This window comes from Nitrospinota bacterium, assembly GCA_016208975.1.
GTDB lineage: Bacteria > Nitrospinota_A > UBA7883 > UBA7883 > JACRLM01 > JACQXA01.
Genome location: JACQXA010000004.1, coordinates 2,001,059 through 2,022,330, shown reverse-complemented (window position 1 = coordinate 2,022,330; position 21,272 = coordinate 2,001,059). Strand labels below are relative to the sequence as shown.

18 protein-coding genes are annotated in these 21,272 nt (G+C 56.4%); 4 read left to right on the top strand and 14 right to left on the bottom strand.

What is annotated here, in order from left to right:
* Positions 1–47 precede the first annotated feature (47 nt).
* Together HY751_13405 and HY751_13400 are read left to right on the top strand one after the other, a co-directional pair.
* Positions 48–491: an Rrf2 family transcriptional regulator gene (locus HY751_13405; protein ID MBI4667395.1), complete on the top strand. Its 444-nt coding sequence runs from the start codon at positions 48–50 to the stop codon at positions 489–491.
* 36 nt (positions 492–527) lie between these two features.
* Positions 528–1,229, top strand: a complete 702-nt coding sequence (locus HY751_13400; protein MBI4667394.1) for a pirin family protein — start codon at positions 528–530, stop codon at positions 1,227–1,229.
* A gap of 2 nt (positions 1,230–1,231) precedes the next feature.
* Here HY751_13400 and HY751_13395 read toward each other — a convergent pair whose 3' ends face one another.
* Positions 1,232–1,579 (bottom strand): TusE/DsrC/DsvC family sulfur relay protein, encoded by a 348-nt coding sequence (locus HY751_13395; GenBank protein ID MBI4667393.1) that lies wholly within the window; start codon positions 1,577–1,579, stop codon positions 1,232–1,234.
* Positions 1,580–1,778: 199 nt separating this feature from the next.
* Here HY751_13395 and HY751_13390 point away from each other — a divergent pair, with 199 nt between their 5' ends.
* Complete coding sequence (locus tag HY751_13390) at positions 1,779–2,567, top strand: MBL fold metallo-hydrolase (GenBank protein ID MBI4667392.1); 789 nt, start codon at positions 1,779–1,781, stop codon at positions 2,565–2,567.
* A 272-nt stretch (positions 2,568–2,839) separates the two neighbouring features.
* Here HY751_13390 and cyoE read toward each other — a convergent pair whose 3' ends face one another.
* The 6 genes from cyoE to HY751_13360 all read right to left on the bottom strand — a co-directional run bounded on the left by cyoE (position 2,840) and on the right by HY751_13360 (position 8,805).
* Positions 2,840–3,742 carry a protoheme IX farnesyltransferase gene (cyoE, locus tag HY751_13385; protein ID MBI4667391.1) on the bottom strand — a complete coding sequence of 301 codons (903 nt, stop codon included), beginning with the start codon at positions 3,740–3,742 and terminating at the stop codon, positions 2,840–2,842.
* Positions 3,743–4,618 carry a heme A synthase gene (locus HY751_13380; GenBank protein ID MBI4667390.1) on the bottom strand — a complete coding sequence of 292 codons (876 nt, stop codon included), beginning with the start codon at positions 4,616–4,618 and terminating at the stop codon, positions 3,743–3,745.
* Positions 4,619–4,709: 91 nt separating this feature from the next.
* A complete protein-coding gene (locus HY751_13375) occupies positions 4,710–6,293 on the bottom strand; it encodes a cbb3-type cytochrome c oxidase subunit I (GenBank protein MBI4667389.1) in 1,584 nt (527 codons plus the stop codon).
* A gap of 29 nt (positions 6,294–6,322) precedes the next feature.
* Positions 6,323–7,171, bottom strand: a complete 849-nt coding sequence (locus tag HY751_13370) for a hypothetical protein (protein MBI4667388.1) — start codon at positions 7,169–7,171, stop codon at positions 6,323–6,325.
* A gap of 1 nt (position 7,172) precedes the next feature.
* Positions 7,173–7,973: an SCO family protein gene (locus HY751_13365; GenBank protein ID MBI4667387.1), complete on the bottom strand. Its 801-nt coding sequence runs from the start codon at positions 7,971–7,973 to the stop codon at positions 7,173–7,175.
* A gap of 64 nt (positions 7,974–8,037) precedes the next feature.
* Positions 8,038–8,805, bottom strand: a complete 768-nt coding sequence (locus HY751_13360; GenBank protein ID MBI4667386.1) for a heme-copper oxidase subunit III — start codon at positions 8,803–8,805, stop codon at positions 8,038–8,040.
* Between the two features lie 594 nt (positions 8,806–9,399).
* On the opposite strand from HY751_13360, the gene HY751_13355 reads away from it, so the two are divergent.
* Positions 9,400–10,836, top strand: a complete 1,437-nt coding sequence (locus HY751_13355; protein MBI4667385.1) for a methyl-accepting chemotaxis protein — start codon at positions 9,400–9,402, stop codon at positions 10,834–10,836.
* 21 nt (positions 10,837–10,857) lie between these two features.
* Here the strand turns inward: HY751_13355 and HY751_13350 are convergent, their stop codons facing one another.
* The 7 genes from HY751_13350 to HY751_13320 all read right to left on the bottom strand — a co-directional run bounded on the left by HY751_13350 (position 10,858) and on the right by HY751_13320 (position 21,242).
* Positions 10,858–12,432, bottom strand: a complete 1,575-nt coding sequence (locus tag HY751_13350; protein MBI4667384.1) for a PAS domain S-box protein — start codon at positions 12,430–12,432, stop codon at positions 10,858–10,860.
* A 15-nt stretch (positions 12,433–12,447) separates the two neighbouring features.
* Positions 12,448–12,864: a response regulator gene (locus HY751_13345; GenBank protein ID MBI4667383.1), complete on the bottom strand. Its 417-nt coding sequence runs from the start codon at positions 12,862–12,864 to the stop codon at positions 12,448–12,450.
* Positions 12,830–14,725, bottom strand: a complete 1,896-nt coding sequence (locus tag HY751_13340) for a HAMP domain-containing protein (protein MBI4667382.1) — start codon at positions 14,723–14,725, stop codon at positions 12,830–12,832. Before HY751_13340 ends, HY751_13345 begins: the two co-directional genes overlap by 35 nt.
* Before the next feature lie 294 nt (positions 14,726–15,019).
* A complete protein-coding gene (locus HY751_13335) occupies positions 15,020–15,538 on the bottom strand; it encodes a ferritin family protein (protein MBI4667381.1) in 519 nt (172 codons plus the stop codon).
* A gap of 169 nt (positions 15,539–15,707) precedes the next feature.
* Complete coding sequence (locus HY751_13330; protein MBI4667380.1) at positions 15,708–17,375, bottom strand: long-chain fatty acid--CoA ligase; 1,668 nt, start codon at positions 17,373–17,375, stop codon at positions 15,708–15,710.
* A gap of 31 nt (positions 17,376–17,406) precedes the next feature.
* Positions 17,407–19,077 carry a dihydroxy-acid dehydratase gene (ilvD, locus tag HY751_13325; protein ID MBI4667379.1) on the bottom strand — a complete coding sequence of 557 codons (1,671 nt, stop codon included), beginning with the start codon at positions 19,075–19,077 and terminating at the stop codon, positions 17,407–17,409.
* A 158-nt stretch (positions 19,078–19,235) separates the two neighbouring features.
* Positions 19,236–21,242 (bottom strand): APC family permease, encoded by a 2,007-nt coding sequence (locus HY751_13320; protein ID MBI4667378.1) that lies wholly within the window; start codon positions 21,240–21,242, stop codon positions 19,236–19,238.
* Positions 21,243–21,272: the final 30 nt, after the last annotated feature.

Genomic DNA, 21,272 nt, shown 5'->3' with positions numbered 1-21,272 from the left:
TAATAATAATGGCGCGGTTATGTTTTACCAACCATGGATGAAGTAACATGCAGTTGACCCGCCATACCGATTATTCTTTCAGGGTGCTGATATACCTCGGCCTTAACGGGGCCAACCTTGTGACCATAAAAGAAATCGCCGACAGTTTCGGGATTTCCAAAAACCACCTGATGAAGGTGGTGCACAGGCTCTCCCAGTTGGGTTATATCAAGACCGTGAGGGGTAAGGGCGGCGGGCTGGCCCTGGGGATGGATCCGAAAGACATCCCCGTGGGCGCCATCGTTCGCCACATGGAGGACCGGCTGGAAGTGGCTGAATGTTTCAGTTCGGAGAGGAACACCTGCCCCATCACCCGCTCATGCAAGCTCACCGGCGTTTTCGGGCAGGCCATGAAAGGTTTCCTAGACACTTTGGACAAATACACCCTGGCGGATGTATTGTGCGATAAGAATAAAATTTCGGACATCCTTCACGCCAAGAGCGGCGGATAACCACCCTACCCAGCCGCCGAGCAAGGAGTTTAAGCCATGATTATAAAAATCCCGGCGGCCCAGAGATACCATTTTGATGGTGGCTGGCTTTCCACTTACTGGATATTCTCCTTCGACCATTATTACGACCCTTCCAACATGGGGTTCGGCAGGCTTCGGGTTTTTAACGACGATGTGGTAAATCCCGGCGGCGGATTCCCCATGCACCCTCATCAGGATATGGAGATTGTCACCATCCTTCTGGAGGGTGAGCTTACCCACAAGGACAGCCTTGGTCATAGCCGTGTGATAAAGCCGGGCGAAGTCCAAAAAATGACCGCAGGCACGGGTATTGTCCACTCCGAATTCAACGAGGGCTCCGTTCCAACCCATCTTTACCAGATATGGATTACCCCTGGGCAAAAGGGGCTGGAACCCTGGTATGGTTACGCAAACATCCCTTGCTCGGAGGGCCATGACTGTTTCACCCCCCTCGCTACCGAAGGAGGCGCGGGAGGGACATTACCGTTAAACATTGATGCATCCATAAGCCTGGGCAGGCTTACAGCGGGAGAGAGCGTGGAATTACGGCCGGAAAATGACAGGCATCTGTTCGTTTATATCACTGAGGGGGAATTGACCATAAACGGCCAAACCTTCACCGCTGGCGACCAGGCGCGGATAAAGGCTGAACATCTGGTAACTATAACCGCCCAATCCAAAACCTTTTTCACCCTTATAGACGCGCCGCCGAGGTAAGGTTAGTTGTTGATGTCCACACACCCGGGCGGGACGGGCAATCCGCCTATCTTGCAAGCCTGGGCGGCGGGGCCTTTGGGGAACAGGTCGTAAAGATACTTGTTGTCGCTCTTCTCCACCCCCAGCTTCTCGTTGAGCGCCTTCTTTAATATGCGTATCTGGGGGGCGATCTTGTACTGCTTGTAATAATCCCTGGCGAAATTCACGATTTCCCAATGCTTTTCTGTCAGCTTGACCCCCTCCATGGAGGCTATGTGGCTGGCTACATCTTCCGACCATTCGTGGAAATCCGTCATGTACCCAAGGCTGTCTGTCCTGTAAAACTTCCCGTGAAACTGGAATCCGCCCATGGCGCCCTCCATAAGTTTTGCCCGGCTGGCCGGGCGTAGTTTGGCTTTTTATTTTTTACGTTTCGCAGTTAAAGGATAATACACGTTGCTCACGCCAAACAAGGCTTTACGCTTCTTTTCCATTGCGCCCTCCCCTGCCGGTGTTTTTTTGCTAAAATAAACGGGTACTCTTCTTGATGACGGTATCTTTTCTCACCAAATGGGCAAGCTTACGTTTCTTGGCACGGGCACATCAACCGGCGTACCCCTTATAGGGTGCGATTGCCCGGTGTGCCAGTCCACAAATATAAAGGACAAACGGCTCCGCTCATCCATATGGGTGGAAAGCGGCTCCGCCAGCTTGCTGGTGGACACCTCCACGGACTTTCGAACTCAAGCCCTTAACGCCGGTATTAAAAGCCTGGACGCGGTCTTCTACACCCATCATCACGCCGACCATATCCACGGCATAGATGACCTTAGAAGTTTCAATTTCATCGGCCAGGGCCGCATACCGTGTTATGGCTCCTCCGGCACTTTGCGCAACATACAAACCATGTTCCACTATATCTTCGACGGCCTTCCTGAAACCGGCGGTGGCAAACCCAAGCTGTCGCTCCACTCCATTGACGCCCCGGTGGTTGTGAAGGATATGCCGGTGGAGCCGGTGAGGATAATGCACGGGGAGTTGCCAATATTCGGCTATATCTTCAACAAAACAGCATATCTTACGGACTGCTCCGCCATTCCGGAGGAGTCCATGGAGCGGCTTTACGGGATGGACACAATTATCCTTGGAGCCTTGGGCTTAAAAAGCCATCCCACCCATTTCACCGTGGAGCAGGCGTTGGAAATGTTGCAAGAGCTGAAACCGAAGCAGGGGTTTTTAACCCATCTCAACCACGTGGTTGGGCATGACGAGGTTTCCGGAAGGCTCCCCGGTAAGTCTCAGTTTGAATCCCAAACAATAGACAGATCCTTCACTTCGCTTGCGCTTCGCTCAGGATGACAATGTTATCAACGGCTTTTATATTGTCATTCTGAGCGTAAGTGAAGAATCTCCCCTGTACTTTCAAACTGAGACACTGCCGAAATAAAAATCCGGCGGCTATTTTATCGCAAATGGATATTTCAGGAAGAGCCTAGCGATAACCGTGGGAGGCTACCCGCCACACAAAAGTGCCAGCGATGCTTACCATAACGATGATTATGAATATCACCAGCGTCCGCTGGGACACGAAGAACTTTTTTGCCTTATCTGTCATGACTTCTTTCAATAGGCTAGGATTTTATAATATCAACAACCATTACGGTGAACAACAGGGGCAGATGCACTATGGAGTAGTGGAACAGGCACATCGCCACGGGGCGGCTGGACCTTAGGAACCATAGGGACATCGCCACAAAAACCACGCCGGAAACCATGGCGCACGCCAGGTAAGCCTTTCCCGCCACCCCGATGATGAAAGGAAGCGTGGACACCATGGCCAGCAACGAGGCCCAAACCAGTATCTGCTTTTTGGTCTCTAAAACGCCCCGGGCCACAGGCAGGTTCCGCACCCCGGCCGACGCGTATTCATCCCGGTATTTCAGCGCCAGCGCCCAGAAATGGGGGTGTTGCCACGCGAAAATAATCAGGAACAGCGTGAACGCAACCACGTCCAGCCCGGGCTTTACAGCCGCGTAACCGATTACCGGAGGCAACGCGCCGCCCACTCCACCGATAAAGGTGGCCAGCGGCGTTACCCGTTTGGATAACAGCGTATAAGGTATGGCGTAGATGAAAATGGCCGCGGTTGAAAGGAACATGGCCATCATGTTCACATATTTTGCGAACACGACCACCGACAGCGCGCTGGTGACAAGCCCGATAACAAGGGCCATCTTCGGCGTTATGGACCCGGACGGCAACGGCCTGCCGGATGTGCGCCGCATGATGGTGTCTATGTCCCGGTCTATAAAATTATTCAGCGTCGCGGCCCCGGCCGTGGAAAGCGCAATGCCAACCAGTGACCAGAAAACGAGAGGAGTGGCGGGAAGGCCCTTTTGGGCGATATACATCCCGCCGAGAGTGGAAACCAAAACCAGGGCGACTATTCCCGGTTTTATGAGAACCAGGTAATCCAATACGGCGGACCGTATGGTTACCTGACGCTCAACGGAAGCCGCCGTGGTTTGATACATTTAGGCCCGCGCCTCTTCAAGCTGGCCGCCACCCACAAGGTAAGGCGCAGTTAGATAAACTATCCAGCCCAGCAACCCGAAACCCACCGCCCCGTGAAGGACTATGAGGGGGAGGAACATGCCGGTCTGCACCAAGCCGATGCCAAAAGAAGCCTGCGCAAAAACCAGGGCGAAAGTTATAACGGCGTTCCTGGTGTCCACGCCGTTCTTGAGGGCCATTGCGGCGTAACCCGCGCTAACCGCGAATATGGTGTATGCGATGATCCTGTGGACAAAGTGCAAGGCGATGCCGGGCTCCGTGAACTCGGGTATTATCTGGCCGTTGCAAAGCGGGAAATCCGGGCAGGCCATGGAGGCCTGGCTGTAGCGGACAACAATGCCCAACAGCACCTGGGCCGACAGGAGGCCGAACATCAACGGATAGAAAACACCCGGTTTAGCGGCCTGGCCCCCTACTTTCCTGAAAGCCAGGATCATGAGGGAAAAGATAATCGTGGACAGTACGATGTGGAACGAGATAACGAAGACATGAAGAGCGCCCTGAAGCAACGGAGCCTCCAGTTTAACTATTATCCCGCCAAATACCGCGCCCACGCCAAGTAGGCCAAGCGCCCCGGCGGTGAGCCATTTTTCGGCGCCCTTGCTATTTTTCCATATGAAAATTGTGGAGGCCAGAATCAAGAAGCCTGTAGCTCCGCCCAGAAGCCTGTGGCTCCATTCGATCCAGGGTTGCATCTCCAGCGGGGGAACGACAGTCCCGTAACACAGCGGCCAGTCCGGGCATCCGAGGCCGGAGCCGGTTGTGGTCACAATGTTCCCCATGACCATTAATATATAAGTGAAAAAAATTGACAGACCGATCAATACCTTGTTCATCACAGCACCTCTACTACTAATGCTAATTTAAAAACGGCGGGCCCGGAGCTTCGCAAAAAGCCCGGACCCGCCGCGTTAAACATGACCCGCCTTATATGGTCTTGGCGGTGTGACCGCCGTAGTTATAAGGCGACCAATCCTCCGACACGGTCGGGGGAGTGGGGAAGTTGCCAGGCCCAGGGGGGGTGGTTGTATGGGTCCACTCCATGGACTTGGAACCCCAGGGATTGTCGCTGGCTTTCGGGCCGGCGATGGCGCCTATCACCCAGTTAAGGATGGTTATGGCCATACCGACGGCTATGAGAACCGCGCCAATCGTGGAGATCTGATGGGTACCCTCGAACTGGGGCATCATGGCGTAGTCGAAATACCTCCTGGGCATACCCTCGATACCGATACCGAAGAGCGGCCAGAAGGTCACGTTCACGCCGATGAAGTTAAACAGGAAGCCCAGCTTGCCAAGGCTCTCGTTGTACATACGGCCCGTGAATTTCGGGAACCAGTTGTACACGCCCGCGAACACGGCGAAGGTCGCCATGATGCCCATTATGTAATGGAAGTGGGCCATAACGAAGTATGTCTCAGCCAGGTGCAGGGTAACGGAGGTCATGGCCAGCGGTATGCCGGTCAGGCCGCCGATGAGGATCAGGAACAGGCAGGAGCAGGCGTACAGCATGGGGGTGGTGTACTTGATGGAGCCCCTGTAAAGGGTTCCCACCAGGCTTATCACCATCAGACCCACCGGCACGGAGATGATCAGGGTGGTCACCATCATGCCAATGCGGAGCCAGTCCACCATGCCCGAGGTGTACAGGTGGTGCACCCACACGTCGGAGCCGAGGACCACGGTACCCCAAATGCCGCCGTAAACACCAGTCTTATAGTTGAAGACGGGGTTACGGGCATGGGTGGAGATGATGTCCATCAAAGTGCCGACAGCCGGAAGCAGAATAACGTACACCGCCGGATGCGAGTAGAACCAGAACAGGTTCTGGTACAGCAGAACGTCGCCGCCGTTTGCCGGGGAGAAGAACGCTGTGCCGAAATACTTGTCGAAGAGTACCAGGGTCACCGCCGCGGCCAGCACCGGGATGAAGATCAGCTGGATCACGAAAGCGCCCACGGTGGTCCACACGAAGAAGTTGAGCTGGTTCCAGCCCATGCCGGGAGCCCTCATGTAGATCACGGTGCAGAGGAAGTTCACGGCGCCAAGGATGGACGAGAAGCCCAGAAGGTGCACGGTGAACACGTAGAACGCGGTGTTACCCGAGGTCTGCACGGAGTAAGGGGGATAGCCGGTCCACATAACGTCAGGCGGATCGGGTATCACGAATGTAAGAAGGGCCAGCACGATGGCGAACCAGAAGAGCCACACCGAGAAGGCGTTGATCCTGGGGAAAGCCACGTCGTGTGCGCCGATCATTATCGGAACAAGGTAGTTGGCAAGGAAACCCGTCAACCCCGGTATGAGGAAGGCGAGGATCATGGCCGCGCCGTGGAAATAGAGCCACACGTTGTAGTTGGTAGCGTCATCCGTGAGCGTAGGCCCAAGGGTGAACAGTTCGATCCTTATCAGAAGGGCCATGATACCCGCCACTGCAAAGGCGGCTATCGACCCCACCAGATAAAGGACCCCGATCCTTTTATGATCGGTGGTAAAAAGCCATTCCTTCATATCAATCTCCCTTTAATTCCCTCGATATGTTATTTGCCGGCGCCCGGAGCGGGAGCGGCAGAAGTACCCTCAGCCGGAGCGGCGCCCTCAGCGGGAGCGGCCCCTTCAGCGCCAGCGGCTTCAGCCGGAGCGGCTTCAGCGGCGGCGGGAGCGGCGCCGGTCTTGGCCAGCATCATCTCCTCGAACTTGGCGGCCGGAACAACCTTCACCTTGCCGTACATGCTGGAGTGGCCCACGCCGCAATACTCGGTGCAGGTCAGCACTGTCTCGCCAAGATTTTTCGGGTAGAACCACAGGTAGGTTATCCTGCCGGGCATCACGTCTTCCTTAATATGGTAGCTGGGAAGGAAGAAAGAGTGAACCACGTCTTCCGAATGCATCCGGGCCACCACGGGTTTGCCCTGGGGCACAACCAGCACGGGCCTGCCATCGGCGTCCGGGTCGGAAAGGGTCCCGTTGTCGTACTGGAACTCCCAGTTGTACATCATGGCGGTAAGTTTTACCTCCATGGCGTTATCGGGTACGCGGCGCTGGTCGTTCCACAGTTTCCAGCCGTTGGCGGCCAGGTAGAAGTCGTCAGCCAGGAACACGAAAACAGGCACCAGCGTCCAGGCCAGCGAGCCGCCCAGCGTCAGTTTCGGGCTTGAGCCCTCTTCGTTCTCGCTCTTCCTGCGGTAAGACAGCATGAAAAACGCCACAATCAGGGCGAAAAGTATGCCGATAGCCGTCAGGTCTATCAGCACGTGGTGCCACAGAATCTCCCACCCCTCCGAGGGGTCGTTGATGACGGCTTCCTTGACGGCCTCAGTCTCTTCGGCCGCCGAAGCCATGTACGGCGCGGCCAGAAGGCCAGCCGTTGTAAACGCCAGTTTCCTCATATTAGCTCTCCTTGCCTCTTTTTGCCTTTTTCCTCTGAAAATTAGCGGCGAATAAAAACGCCGTGACTCCCGTAACCAAAGATCCGAAAGAGATGAAGAGTGGGTAGTTCAGACCGTACTTGCCTTCCTTGAAATTGTAGCTGTAGCACATGCTCATCACCATGTTACCGGCCTCCGAGGGGGCAAGCTTGTTGAACTTGCTCTCGATTATCGCCAGCTCCATGTCTCTGGGCTCCGCTACGGAATGCTGAAGTATCCTCACAACCCGCCCCTCGGGCGACATGAAGTAATAAACGCCTGGGTGGAAAAACATCCTGTCCGCCGGCGACCAGAAAAACTTGAACCCAAGCCCCGACGTGATTTTCGCCAGGTCCGCCGGGTCCTTGAAGGTGGCCATCCGCCAGTTATCACCGATCTTCCCGGACATACCCATGGAGCGGTGGAACATGGCCGACGAATCCTTCGTGTCGTTCTTGTCGAAAGAGACCGTAAGAACCGTGAAATCGTCGCCGATTTTCACGTTTTTCAAAGCCTCCACCTTCTCGAGGACCTTTTGCAGGTCCGCGTTGAAGGCCGGACAGAAACCGTCGCAGGTGAAATAGGAGAGGACCAGAATAAGAGGCTTGCCCCGGAAATCCCCCAGAGTCACCTCCCGGCCATCGTCTAAAACGAGGGCGGTCTCCCTGGCCGGCTTCACCCCCAGATACACGCTCTCGTCCACCCTGAGGACCTCGGGATCCAATTCCGAGTCAGGCGGGCGAAACCCGTTCTGGGCGGAGGCGCCAGCCGCCACCGCTGTCATAATCACCACCGCCATAAAGACGGCGCGTGAGCCAAGCGTATTCACTTCACCTATTCCCGTGACATTACCAGAGGTAAATCTGGCTCACCACGAAGAACCACACGATATCGACGAAGTGCCAGTAAATCCCGGCCCCTTTGGCGAAGGTGTGGCTTATGGCGCCGCCCAGCGCGGGTATCAGCACGGCGACGAAAGCGCCCAGGCCGACCAGCACGTGAGAGGCGTGGAAACCGGTAATGGAGAAGAAAGCCGTGCTCTTGGCGTTGGTGCCGAACACGAAACCTTCGCCGATCAGGTGGTTGTACTCATACGCGGTGCAACCCAGGAACAACGCGCCAAGCAGGATGGAAATGATCAGCCAGTTGGTGAAACCTTTGTTGTCACCCTCTTCAAGCCTCATTTCGCCCAGGTGATATGTGAAAGAGGAGCTGACCAGTATCACCGTCATGACCAGAGGTATCGTGATGCCGATCTCGGGGCTACCGGCGGGGGGCCATACGGAGGCCGAAAGCCGGAGCGTCCAGTAAGAGGCGAACAGCGAAAGGAATATGAGCACCTCGGAAACGATGAAGATGGGAAGGCCGGTAAGGGCATACCCGTGCTCTTTATCCCTGTTGGCCACGCCTTCCTTGGTCCAACCGGCGACGCCCCAGATAAGAAGCGGTGTGCCGATACCAAGGGCCGCGGCGGCCATTGTGCCGTTTCCATACTGGAAGAACAGCGCGAACGCTATCGGCAACGCAAAGAAAATACCGGCCACCAGGATAAGCGGATACGCGCTTACTTCCCAGTGGTGGACCGTGTGGCCCGCATGGCCTTCATTATGCGCCATACAATACCCTCCCCCTTTAAAAATGGTTGCTAGAATGTTTGAAAAACCTAATTCCCGGACACCCAGGTGGCCGGAAACTTGCTCAAAAACCCGCGCCGTGAACAACGGCGCATAAAGGCTTTTTTTCTGAAACATCCCTCCTGATATTCAAAACCCCGCCAGTAATAAACCCCTAAAACGACAAGAACTATACGGACGGTTTGACGAGAAACGCTTGATTTATTTCTCTTTTTGAATAATCAGGAATACCGGGCTAGACTTTTGTCCAACCCAAATTACAGCTGTTTTTACCCCAACCCTCATTTAATGTCAAGAACTACTTTTCCCCTGGATTTTACCCGGCTTTCCACTTGGAAGATTGGCCGTTACCGGCCCTATGGGAATGGGTATTAAAACGTGATCCCGGGCGCATGCCGCTGGATAATCTTGATGAAAAACCGGGTTGCGGCGCATTTTTTTCCCCAAGCGTGAAAATTTGGGATAAGCTTCACGCAATGTCCGCTATCAGGCTGTGGGGGATTTACTGATCAAGCGGCCAGGGCATCATATCCAGTGACAATTCGTTCAACTAAAACCAGCGGCTAGGCTAGGATTATGATTGATTGGTATCACAGGCTGTCCCTTGGCTCCAAGCTTATTGTTTCCCTGGCGGTGGCCATCATCGCCGTATTCGGCTTCAACGCCTGGTGGTCGATCAAGGACCAGGAAGCCACCGCGTTCGAGCAGACCCGCTCTTACGCCAATGGCGTATCGGAAACAGTATTAAGCTCCCTGAACACGATGATGGTACAGGGGACCATCGCCGAGCGGGAGTATTTCACAAAGCTCATGAAAGGCACCATCGAGGGGCTCGATGAGTTGCGGATTTTCAGAAGCAAGTCGGTCACCGACCAGTTTGGCGAAGGTTTGCCGGGTGAACAGCCCCAGGATGACGTGGAACGGAGGGTGCTGGAAACGGGCAAGCCCGAATTTTTGATCGTCAACGGCTCCGGCCATCGCCAATTAAGGGCTGTGGTCCCTTTTATCATTGTGGATAGCCGCGGCGGCATGATCCGTTGCCTGGACTGTCACGAAGGCCAGCTGGGGGGCGTTAACGGCGGTGTTAGCATGCTCATCTCCATGGAGTCGGCGGACAAACGGATAACCGCCGGGATCGCCTGGCAAGCTGGCATAATCGCCGTGGAGCTTTTAGCCCTGCTGGCCCTGCTTGCGGTTTTCACCAGGAAAAACGTCACCGCGCCGCTCACGGGTGTGGTGGGGCAACTGACAGACAATTCCAACGCTGTGGACAGCGCGTCCTCCCAGGTGGCGGAGGCGTCCCGCGCCCTGGCCGAGGCGGCCACCCAGCAGGCGGCCTCGCTGGAGGAGACTTCCGCCACATTGAGCGAACTGGCCTCTTCGGCCAAGGAAAACGCCGACGAGGCGGGCATGGCCGAAAAGCTGATGACAGAGGTAAACTCGTCGGTAGCCGGGGGTCGCAAGCGGATGGAGAGCGCCATGGACGCCATGCGCGGCATTTCAAAAAGTTCCATGGAAATATCGCGCATCATGAAGGTGATCGAGGACATAGCGTTCCAGACGAACCTGCTGGCGTTGAACGCGGCGGTGGAGGCCGCCAGGGCCGGCGAGCATGGCAAGGGTTTCGCCGTGGTGGCCGAAGAGGTGCGAAGCCTGGCCCAGCGGGTGGGCGAGGCGGTAAAAACCACCTCCAGCCTCATTACCACGGCGGACAAAAGCTCCAAGGACGGGGTGGATCTTGTGGGGAAACTGTCCGAATCGCTATCGGGAATATCAGTCTCGGCGGAGAAGGTGGGGCAGACCGTGGAGACCATCGCCAGGAAAAGCGCCGAGCAGGCCGACAGGATAGCGCAGATCAACATCGCGGTGGGACAGTTGGATAACACAACCCAGCAGACCGCCGCCGGGTCGGAGGAAACCGCCGCGGCGGCCCAGACCCTTTCCGAGCAGTCCGCCCAACTGCACGATGTCATCCAGGAATTGATGTGGCTGGTGCAGGGGGACGGAGAATAAGCCTCCCGGTTTGAGGGGAGCTTATTGGCCTCTGGGGGATTCCGGAAGCCATATGGAGAATGTTGTCCCCTCGCCGGGGCCACTGTCCACGGTGATCCTGCCCTTATGTTTTTGAATTATCCCGTAAGATATGGAAAGCCCCAGGCCGGTGCCCTGCCCCGTGGGTTTGGTGGTGAAAAACGGGTCGAAAATCCTGTCCAGGTATTCTTCCGGTATCCCCTCGCCGGTATCGCTTATTTGCGCCAGAATCCCCCCGTCCTGGACGCGGGTCTTCAGCTTTATGGAGCCATGGCTCTTTATGGCCTGCGCGGCGTTTATGATGAGGTTGAGAAAAACCTGCCCAAGCTGGCCGCCGATGGCGTCTATCATTGGGAGGTCGCCATACTCCTTCACAACCCGGGCTTTGTATTTCACCTCGCTACGGGCGATGTTTAACGCGCTATCCAGCGCGCTGTTAACGTCCACTGGCTCCCACCGGTCCTCAGAGGCATGGGAGAAGTTCTTCAGGTCTTTTACTATCCCCATTATCCGCCTTGCCCCTTCGATAGACTCGTCTATGGCGGAGTTCAGTTCGTCCTTCATCCCCACGATGGCCTCAAGGCTGTCCATGGCGTTGGGCGAGGGCTTTCCAAGCGGCTGTTTGGACGCTCCGGTCACTGACTCCAGAGTTTTGAACACCAGGAGCATCTTCTCCCTTACATAGGCATAGTTGGAATACACGAATGTAAGGGGGGAGTTGATCTCATGCACAAGCCCGGCGGCCATCTGGCCGATGGAGGCCATTTTCTCCGACTGGAGCAACATCCGCTCGGTCCGTTTGCGCTCGCTTATGTCCCGCACAATAACGATGAAATGCAATTGGCCTCCAAGCTGTTCGGCGGACATGGATATTTCCGCCGGAAACTCCTTGCCGTCCATCCTGGCGGCGGTGATCTCAAACGTATCGGTTTTAGGAACGTTTGATGATGATTGACGGAGGTTATCAAGCATCTCAAGACAAGCCGGGGGGCGCCCGGCCGGAAGGATAAGCTCGTGGATTTTCCGGCCTGACGCCTGCGCCGCGGGGTGGCCGAACATGGCCTCCGCGACGCCGCTCCAGAAAATGACACAGCCATCGCCGTCCACCAGTATCACCGCGTCCGGCGCGGCGTTCACCAGCATTCGAAACCGCTTTTCGCTCTCCTCTTTCTCTTTTTCCGCCTCTCTTCGCAAACGGCGGCCATCCGCTTCCTTAAGCTCCCTTTCCACGGCTGGCGCCAGCCTGTCCAGCTTGTCTTTAAGTATGTAGTCGCTGGCGCCGGCTTTCATGGCCTCCACGGCCTTGTCTTCGCCAATGGTTCCGGAGACTATTATGAAGGGGATGTCCAGCCCGCTTTTTTTAAGGGTGTCCAAAGCCCCGTAGGAGTCAAAATCCGGCATCTTGTGATCGGACAGGATAATGTCGATCTGCTTTTCCCTCAGACACGACTCCATGGCTTCCCTCGTGCAAACCCGGGTTGGCTCCACTTCCATGCCGCCTCGCGTAAGGGCGCGGCTGACAAGTAAGGCGTCGTCTTCCGAATCTTCCACCAATAGAAGGTTTATCCTGCCGGGCATGCGCCCCTCCTTTTTTTACTGTTTGGGCGGCGTCTCGTTCAGCACGAGCCAGTACAACCCCACCTGTTTGGCCGCCGTGGCGAATTGGCCGAAGTCCACCGGCTTGACGATGTAACTGTTGGCGCCCAACGCATACCCCTCCGCAATATCCCTATCCTCCATGGATGATGTGAGGATCACCACTGGTAGCATACTGGTCCTCTCGTTTTCGCGGAGCGCCTTTAACACCTCCAGCCCGTCCATTTTCGGCAGGTTCAAGTCCAGCAGGACCACCGCTGGCAATTTTTCCATGGCGAACAGCATGTCCAGCGCCTCCTCGCCGTTCCTGGCGATGGAGATGTTGTTACTGATGTTGGCTTGTTTAAACGCCCTCAAGGTAAGCGCCACATCGTCCGGATTATCCTCCACCAGAAATATGGTTTTCGATAACATCGGTTTCAGCCTCCCCCGGTTTCCTTAAAGTAAAATAGAAAACAGCTCCTTTGCCTGGCTCCGATTCGGCGGATATCCGCCCGCCGTGTTTATGGATAATCCGTTGTACCGTGGCCAGGCCCACTCCGGTGCCCTGGAACTCGCTGGCGTCATGTAGCCGCTGGAATACCCCGAACAGCCTGGATGCGTATTTCATATCGAACCCGGCGCCGTTGTCCCGGACGTAATAGAGCCTCTCCCCCTTTTCACCCAACCTGGCCTTAAACTCCACCCTGGCTTGCGGGACATTCGAGGTGAACTTCCAGCTGTTGCCCAGCAGGTTTTCCAGGGCTATGCGCAGGAGATCCTCGTCCCCTTCGGCTTTCATACCCGCCTGGACATCAAACTCCACCTCCCTGTCCGGATTGGCTATCCTGAGATTTTCCACAATCGAGAGCGCCAGCCTGCTTAAGTCCACCAAACCCGTCTTCGCTTGTGTCCGGCTTATGCGGGAGAGTTTGAGCATGTCGTCGATCAATTCGCCCATCCTCCTGGCGCCGGAGCGTATCCTGCCAAGGTAATCCCTGGCGGCGTCATCCAGTTTGCCCTGGTAGTCCTCATATAGCGCAAGGCTGAAACCGTCCACCGTCCTTAAAGGCGCCCTTAGATCGTGGGATACCGAATAACTGAACGCCTCCAGTTCCTTGTTGGCCTCTTCCAGCTGAACCGTGCGCTCGGCAACCCGCCTTTCCAGTTCCTCCTTGGCGCGATGGACCTCCACCCTGGATTTTTCAAGCTCCACGGCCTTTTTCTCCAGCGTCTCGGCCATTTCGTCGAAGGCCAGGGCCAGCTGGCCAATCTCGTCTTTCCCGTGTTCAAGGCCGGTCCTGGCCCCCATAGCTCCCGATGCCGCGATTTCCCTGGCCGCGCCCGCCAGTTTTTCTATTTTGTTAATGACCAGCCTTTTGCCCAGAACCCACGCCCCGGACATTGCAAGAGAGGTTGCCAGGAACAAATAAAGCATGTGACGGTTAAAAGCCCGGTCCACTTCGGCCAGGGCCGCCTGCTCCGGCGTTCCGGCTATCATGAAGAATACTGGCCCGTACCCCGGACGGGACAAGGTGGCGTAGGAATAAATCCTGGGCTCACCGTCCACCCCAGTCATGGTCTCCACCCCGTTCCTTTTGGCCATAACGTTTTGCATAAGCGGGGTGTTCGCCGTAGAAACCCCCACCCAGCGGGACTGCCCGGGCCACCGGGTGACTATTTTCCCCTGCCTGTCCAGCACCGTGATGGCCGTATATGAGGGGGCGTTGATCTCCTTGATCAATTCCACCATATGCTCCACGGATAAAGCGATGAACGCCACACCGTTAAGTTTGCCCCCATCACCTTTTACCGGATACGCGAAATTGACGGTGGGCTTTTTGACAATCCGGCCCACCTGGAGTTCCCCGATGGAGAACGCGCCGGTCTCCAGCGCCCTCCTGAAATAGGGCCTGTCGGCGAAGTTGGACCGCTCTGCTGGTTTCACCGCCGAATACATAAGGTCGCCTTCTGGCGACAGGACGCCGATATTGGCGAAATATGGATGCTGGTTTATGGCGGAGCTGATGATAGAACGCGCCGCTTCAGCGTCGTTCCAGTGGCCGCCGATTTCCTTGGAGATGAGGAAAAGCGTGTCGTAGACGCTATTGATAAGCACCTCGTGCTTTACAACCATAAGCTTGACGAGGGAGGCCATTTCCTGGTTGATGTGTTCGCTCATCACCCGCTTTTGATCCACGGCGGCGCTGAAAATGAGGAAAGCTGAAGGGATGGTTGATATGAGCGCGAGCAGGATTATCCTGGGAAGAAGACTGGAAAGAATTGAAAACCCCATACGGCTTCCCGCTCCCACCCTGCGTTTATACCACCCGGTTATTCTACCAGTTAATGGCCAAAGGGGAACCATAGTTTTATTATATTTCAATACCCGGCACGCTATGAGCCCATACCTTCTCACCCTTGAACACAAACAGCGCGCGTATTACGCAGGCAAAAAAAAGGGGTGACCGCTATTTGCGGCCACCCTTTGGGGTGTCAGGGGAGGACAAGAAGCATACACCCATCCTGTTACCTGTCATCATGGCGCGCGGCCTGTCCAAAGGCTTCCCCGTGGGGGTAAAGAGAGCCCTTATTCAAAACCGAGATCCACGTAATCCATCTCGTCTATGATGCCCTTCTGCTCAAAATCCGTTCGTAGCTTTCTGGCCAGGTACTGGTGATGGCTTTCCTCCTCGGCCAGGGCGGCGAAAATTCCCGCCAGCTCCGGATCCGTGGTTTTCCTGGCGGCTTCCGAATAGAACCGGCAGGCGTCGTTCTCCCGGCTCTCCACCATCTTGAGAGCTTCGTCCATGTTCAGGGAGGGGAGGAATTTGGCCCCGGCGCCCGACTCGCTTAACACCCAGCGGATGTATTCGCCCACGGCCGGGCTGTTATCCTTGCCCCGTTTCCTTTTAAGCTTAATGAGCCGGTTATAGTGGCCCCGTTCCCGGTTGGCCTGATGATGGAAGAAATCCGACACTGAAGGGTTCCCCGCCCTCAAGCACATGTCACACAGGATCTCATAATGCTCGGCGGCCAGTTTCTCGTTATATATGGCGGTGTTGATCACCTCTACGGCGGTCATTTCGCCTTTTTCTATGGCTACCATGACTTAAACCTCCCCCATTTAATGGGTTGCTTTAACAATTTAAGTGGAAGCATAGATCAGGCCAGGGTGAACATATTGATTAATATGGACACAAGTCCCGAACAAGGCGTTGGTGTGAGACACGAGGGTCAAGGGCGCGACAATTCCGTCGCGGCTGAAAAGGCGAGGATCAGTGCGGTAACCGCAGAGACATCTTCTCGATTTCTTCTTTAAGCACCCTTTTAAGCACCTTGCCGATGACGGTTTTTGGCAGGCTCTCCATGAAATAGATTTTCTTGGGCGCCTTGTATGAGGCCACCAGGCGCTTGCAATGGGCTATCACCTCTTTTTCATCCAGTTTTATTCCCGGTTTTAACACCACCGCCGCCACCACCTTCTCCCCCATCTGGCTGTCGCGCACCCCTACCACGGCGGCCTCCAGCACCCCTTGCAGTGAGAACAGGACGTCTTCCACCTCTTTGGGGTAAACGTTACACCCGCCGGAGATGATCATCTCTTTTTTCCTGTCCATGAGGAACACATAACCTTCCTCGTCCATGTACCCCATGTCCCCTGTGAACAGCCAGCCGCTTTTGACCACCCGGGCGGTCTCGTTGGGCCGGTTGTGATAACCGGCCATAACCTGCGGGCCGCGCACGATAAGCTCCCCCATTTCCCCCGTGGATGCGGTTTCCGCCTCCTCGCCTTTGACTATCAGGCTTTCGGTGTTGGGCAATGGCAGGCCGATGCTTCCCGGTTTTGCCCAATCCAGCGGGTTGCAATGGGTACAGGGACTGGCTTCGGTAAGGCCGTACCCTTCCACCAGTTTGCCCCCGGTGAGGCTCTCGAACCTGGATTTCACCTCCAGCGCCAGCGGGGCGGCCCCGGAAACGCAGTATTTGATGGAGGAGATGTTCCGTTTAGGCGCCTTGGGATGGTTGTTGATGGCCACGTACATGGCCGGCACTCCGGGGAAAATGGTGGCCCTGTGTTTTTCGATGAGTTTCATCACCGTATCGGCCTCGAACTTTGGCACAAGCACTATCTTGCCCGCCAGCGAAAACCCCAGGTTAAGCCCCGCCGTCATGCCGAAGGCGTGGAACATGGGCAGGGCCAGCATGAACACCTCTTTACCCTCCTCGGCGGCGGTGAACCATGCCCGGCATTGCAGGGCGTTGGACAACACGTTGCGATGGGTGAGGGCCACCCCTTTGGCCGCGCCGGTGGTGCCGCCTGTGTATTGGAGCAAAGCCGTGTCCAGCGGGTCAACGGAAGCATGCTCCGCCTGACCCGGGGCCGAGCGGACAAGCTCGTCCCAATTGAGGAAATCGGGATGGACAACATTGGGGACGCTCCGGCGCTCCAGCGCCAGCTTAAGCTGGAACAGCCACGACATGGGCCATGGCATAAATTCCTCCAGCCGGAACACCAGCGCCTTGCGAAGCGCCGTGGAGCCCATAACCGCTTTTATCTTCGGAGCGAAAAGGTTCAGCGTGACAACTACGGCAACCCCGGCGTCGTTAAACTGCTCCTTTATCTCCCGCTCTACGTAGAGGGGGTTTGTTTGCGACACCACGGCCCCAATACGCAGTATGGCCTGGTAGGCTATTACTGCCTGGGGAGAGTTGGGCGCCATTATGGCCACCCGGTCCCCCTTTTCCACCCCCACCGACCGCAGGACGTTCATGGCCTGCTGGATGTATCTGTCCAGCTGGCGGTAAGTAATGGCGGTACCGAAAAAGCTTAACGCCACATTCTCGGGGTACTTGGCCACTGCGGCCATAACAAGGCTGGTTAACGGCTTCTCCGGAATGTCTATATTCCGGGGAGCGGGATATTTATCCGTCCTGGTTGTCATATGGTTCAGCCTTGTCTGGGGTTGGGGATAACTATTTTCCTAATATGTCGTCCTTTTGCGTGGCCCCCTGGGCCGCGCTGTTGACGGTCTGGGCGTATCTTCGCAGATAACCGCTTTTAATTTTCGGCTCCGGCCGTTTCCACTTCTTGGCCCGGGCTTTCAACTCCTTCTGCGACACTAACAGGTTGAGCTTCCGTTTAGGGATGTCCACCTCTATGATATCGCCGTCTTTCACCAGCGCAATGGGGCCGCCCTCCATGGCCTCTGGGGAGACGTGCCCTATACACGGCCCCCGGGTACCGCCGGAGAACCGCCCGTCGGTGATGAGCGCCACGGAGTTGTGGAGCCCCATGCCTGTGATGGCCGCCGTGGGGGCCAGCATCTCCCGCATGCCGGGGCCGCCTTTGGGCCCTTCATAGCGCACTACCACCACATGGCCGGCTTTCACCTTGCCGTCCATGATGCTCTTCATGGCATCTTCTTCCGATTCAAAGCAGATGGCCTTGCCCTTGAACTTCATCATCTCCGGCAGGACAGCCGCCTGTTTAACCACGGCCCCGCCCGGCGCCAGGTTGCCGCGCATCACCGCTATCCCGCCCTCTTTCTTGTAAGGGTTGGAAAGGCTCCGGATCACTTCCCGGTTCTGGTTGAACGCCTCCCCGGCTATCTTGTGTATCGAACGGCCGTTCACTGTGGGAAGGTCGTGGAGCAGGGTTTTAAGCTCACGCATTACGGTGGGTATGCCCCCGGCGTATTCCAGATCCTCCAGCAGGTTATCGCCACCGGGCTGGATGCTGGCAATCTGGGGGGTGGTTTTGGACAGCTTGTCGAAGGTTTCCAGGGGCAAGTCCACCCCGGCGTCTTTGGCGATGGCCGGAATGTGCAAAGCTGTGTTGGTGGAGCCCCCCAGCGCCAGGTCTACCCTTATGGCGTTCTCGAAAGCCTTTTTGGTCATTATGTCCCGGGGTTTCACGTTCTCCCGGATAAGGTCGCAAACCAAAATGCCGGAATCGAAAGCTATCCGGCGTTTCTTCCCGCTCACCGCCAGCGCCGTGGCGCACCCGGTGAGGCTCATGCCGATGGACTCGGTGACGCAGGCCATGGTGTTGGCCGTGTACATGCCGGAACAGGAGCCGGGGCCGGGGCACGCCTCTTTCTCCAGGGCGGTAAGCTCCTTTAACGACATGTTCCCAGCCTGGTACTGGCCGATGGCTTCGAAGGTGTCCTTCACCAGCGAGCGGCGCTCCTGCCGGTACACCCCCGCCATCATGGGCCCGGCGGTGACCACCACGGTGGGTATGTTCAACCGCGCGGCGGCCATGAGCATGCCGGGGGTTATCTTGTCGCAGTTGGTGAGCATCACCATGCCGTCGAAAGCGTGGGCTTCCACCACGCACTCTATGAGGTCGGCTATGAGGTCGCGGGTGGGGAGTGAATAATGCATCCCCTTGTGCCCCATGGCTATGCCGTCGCACACCCCCGGCACCGAGGACATGAAGGCCTGCCCGCCGCCGGAATGGATCCCCTTTTCTATGGCCCGCTCCAGGTCCCTAAAACCGATGTGGCCGGGGATGATGTCCGTGAAGCTGGAGATGATGGCCACAAACGGGCGTTTCATGGAGCTTTCGCTCACGCCGGTCGCATACAACAGGGAGCGGTGGGGCGCCCGTTCAACGCCTTTTTTTATACGGTCACTTCTCATTCGGAATAACCTCTGAGGATGGTTGTTTTATAAACGTTCATCCGCAATTAGAGCGGCTTGTTAATGTATGGTAATTGAATGGGCTAAAGGGGTCAACAGCGGCGCGGCCGGGAAAAGGTTGCATCCGGTTATTATTGGATATGGCTCAGGGTTTGATTTCACATCACCCTGGCGGGCGCCACAACCACCGTCTTGCCTGCCCACTGGAGACGTTTTTGAATGGCGAACGCCGTTTCGTTGTGAAGCAGGCGGTGATACCACCTCTCCTTCTCGAAGATTATTTTTCCGGCGAAGATGGTGGAGTGCGGGTATTCTCCCGCCAATTGAAGGCACAGTTTCTCCGCCTCGTCCACGGTGTCTGTGCCTACGGTGAATCGGTAAGTGGCCGGAATCCCCTGGCCGCGGGAAAACCAGACGTATTTCTTCAGGTCCGCCTCCACTTTGCCCTTGAGACGCTCAACCATGAGTTCACCCTTGAACTCGCGCCAGTCGATCACCGCCACCGAGACGAAAACAACCCCTTCGAAATGGCCCGGGAATTCCTTGAATACGTTCAGGAACGTATGTAGCCCAAGCCCCCCGTAACCTGAAACCAGTATTATCGCGGTCCTTTTGGAGGCATCTGGAGCCTCTTGCGGGCCACCCCCCATAAGCGGGGTCTCCATCAGGGAGTTATACAAATTCACAAGCTTCCCCCCTATCAGCGAATAATGCCCCCGGATGAGCAGGCATAGTAAAACCACAATCCCCGTGACGACCAGGGTGATCCACCCCCCTTCGAAAAATTTCTCATACACGGTGATAGCCAGAATGGTCAGGCACAACGCCAGCCCGATTATGTGTATGGTTATTTTCCGCCGCCATAAGGAGTCCGAATTCCTGTTATGGATCCAGTGAAGGCACATGGACAGCTCGGTCATCGAGAATGTCAGGAACACGTTGATACTGTACATAACCACTATCAGGCCAACATTCCCCCGGGTGTAGAACAGCGCGGCAAGGGAAGCGGCTCCCATGAGTAAAATTCCGTTCTGGGTGGTCAACCTTTCCGAAAGGGTAGCGAACCTATGGGGAATCCACGAGTCCACCGACATGTTGGCCATCACCCTGGGGCCATCGGCGAAACCGGACTGGGCCGCCACCGCCAGGATTGCCGCCTCCGACACCATCGTAAGTAAAACGAATACGTTCCCGTATGGAATGTTCGCGGCGAACTTTTCCGTTAACGCGGCGTTCATGGTTTTGCCTTCTACCGGAGCTATGCCCCATAGCATGTAGCAAAGCAACAACCCTGAAGCGGTGAACGCCAGCGATACCGCCATATACACCATGGTCCGCTTGCCGGTTTGGACGCGCGGTTCCCGCATGACGGAAAGGCCGTTGGACACCGCCTCAATACCCGTATAGGTTCCCCCGCCCATCGAATAAGCGTGGAGGAAAAGCGCGGCCACGCCGCCAAATCCCAGCGCCGCAATCCCGGCGGAAAACCCCTCCCCGGCCATGCTCACCGTGTCGGGCAGTTCGGGGCCCTTTATCAGGACGCCTCCCGCAATCAGGATGAGATGAGTGATAACAAAAAGCATGAAAACAGGGGCCAGTGTGAGCGCCGACTCCCTCACCCCGCGCAGGTTTATAACGGTCAGGAAAGCTATCATCAGAATTTCCGCCGGAAGCTTCCATTCGGCCAGCAGAGGCGCCAGGCTGAACATGGCGTCACCGGCGGCGGCGATGGATATGGTTATCGTCAGCGCGTAGTCCACAATCAATGCGCTTCCCGATACCATGCCTGCCCGGGGGCCAAGCAGTTTGCTGGCCACGGCATAACCGCCGCCGCCATGCGGGAAATGTTCGATCACCCTGCTGTATGCGTAGGAGATCACGAAGACGGTAAGGGCGGTCATGGCGGCCAGGCCGAAAGCCAGGTATGTGTGCGCGCCAAGCTGGCGGAAAGCCTCCTCAGGCCCATACGCCGAGGATGAAAGGCCATCGGCGCCAAGACCCACCCAGGCCAGAAACGAGATAAGCGAAAGGCGGCGGTATAGCGACCTGTCGTTGAGATCCCGCGGGGGGCCGATAAGGAAGTTTTTCAGGCGGGAAAAACCGGCAGGGCCGGAGCGATTGTTCTTGTCCGCCCGGAAACCGCCGTTTTTTTGTGGAGGCTCCATGAATTTCCACCCTTCAATCGGTGATTTTTA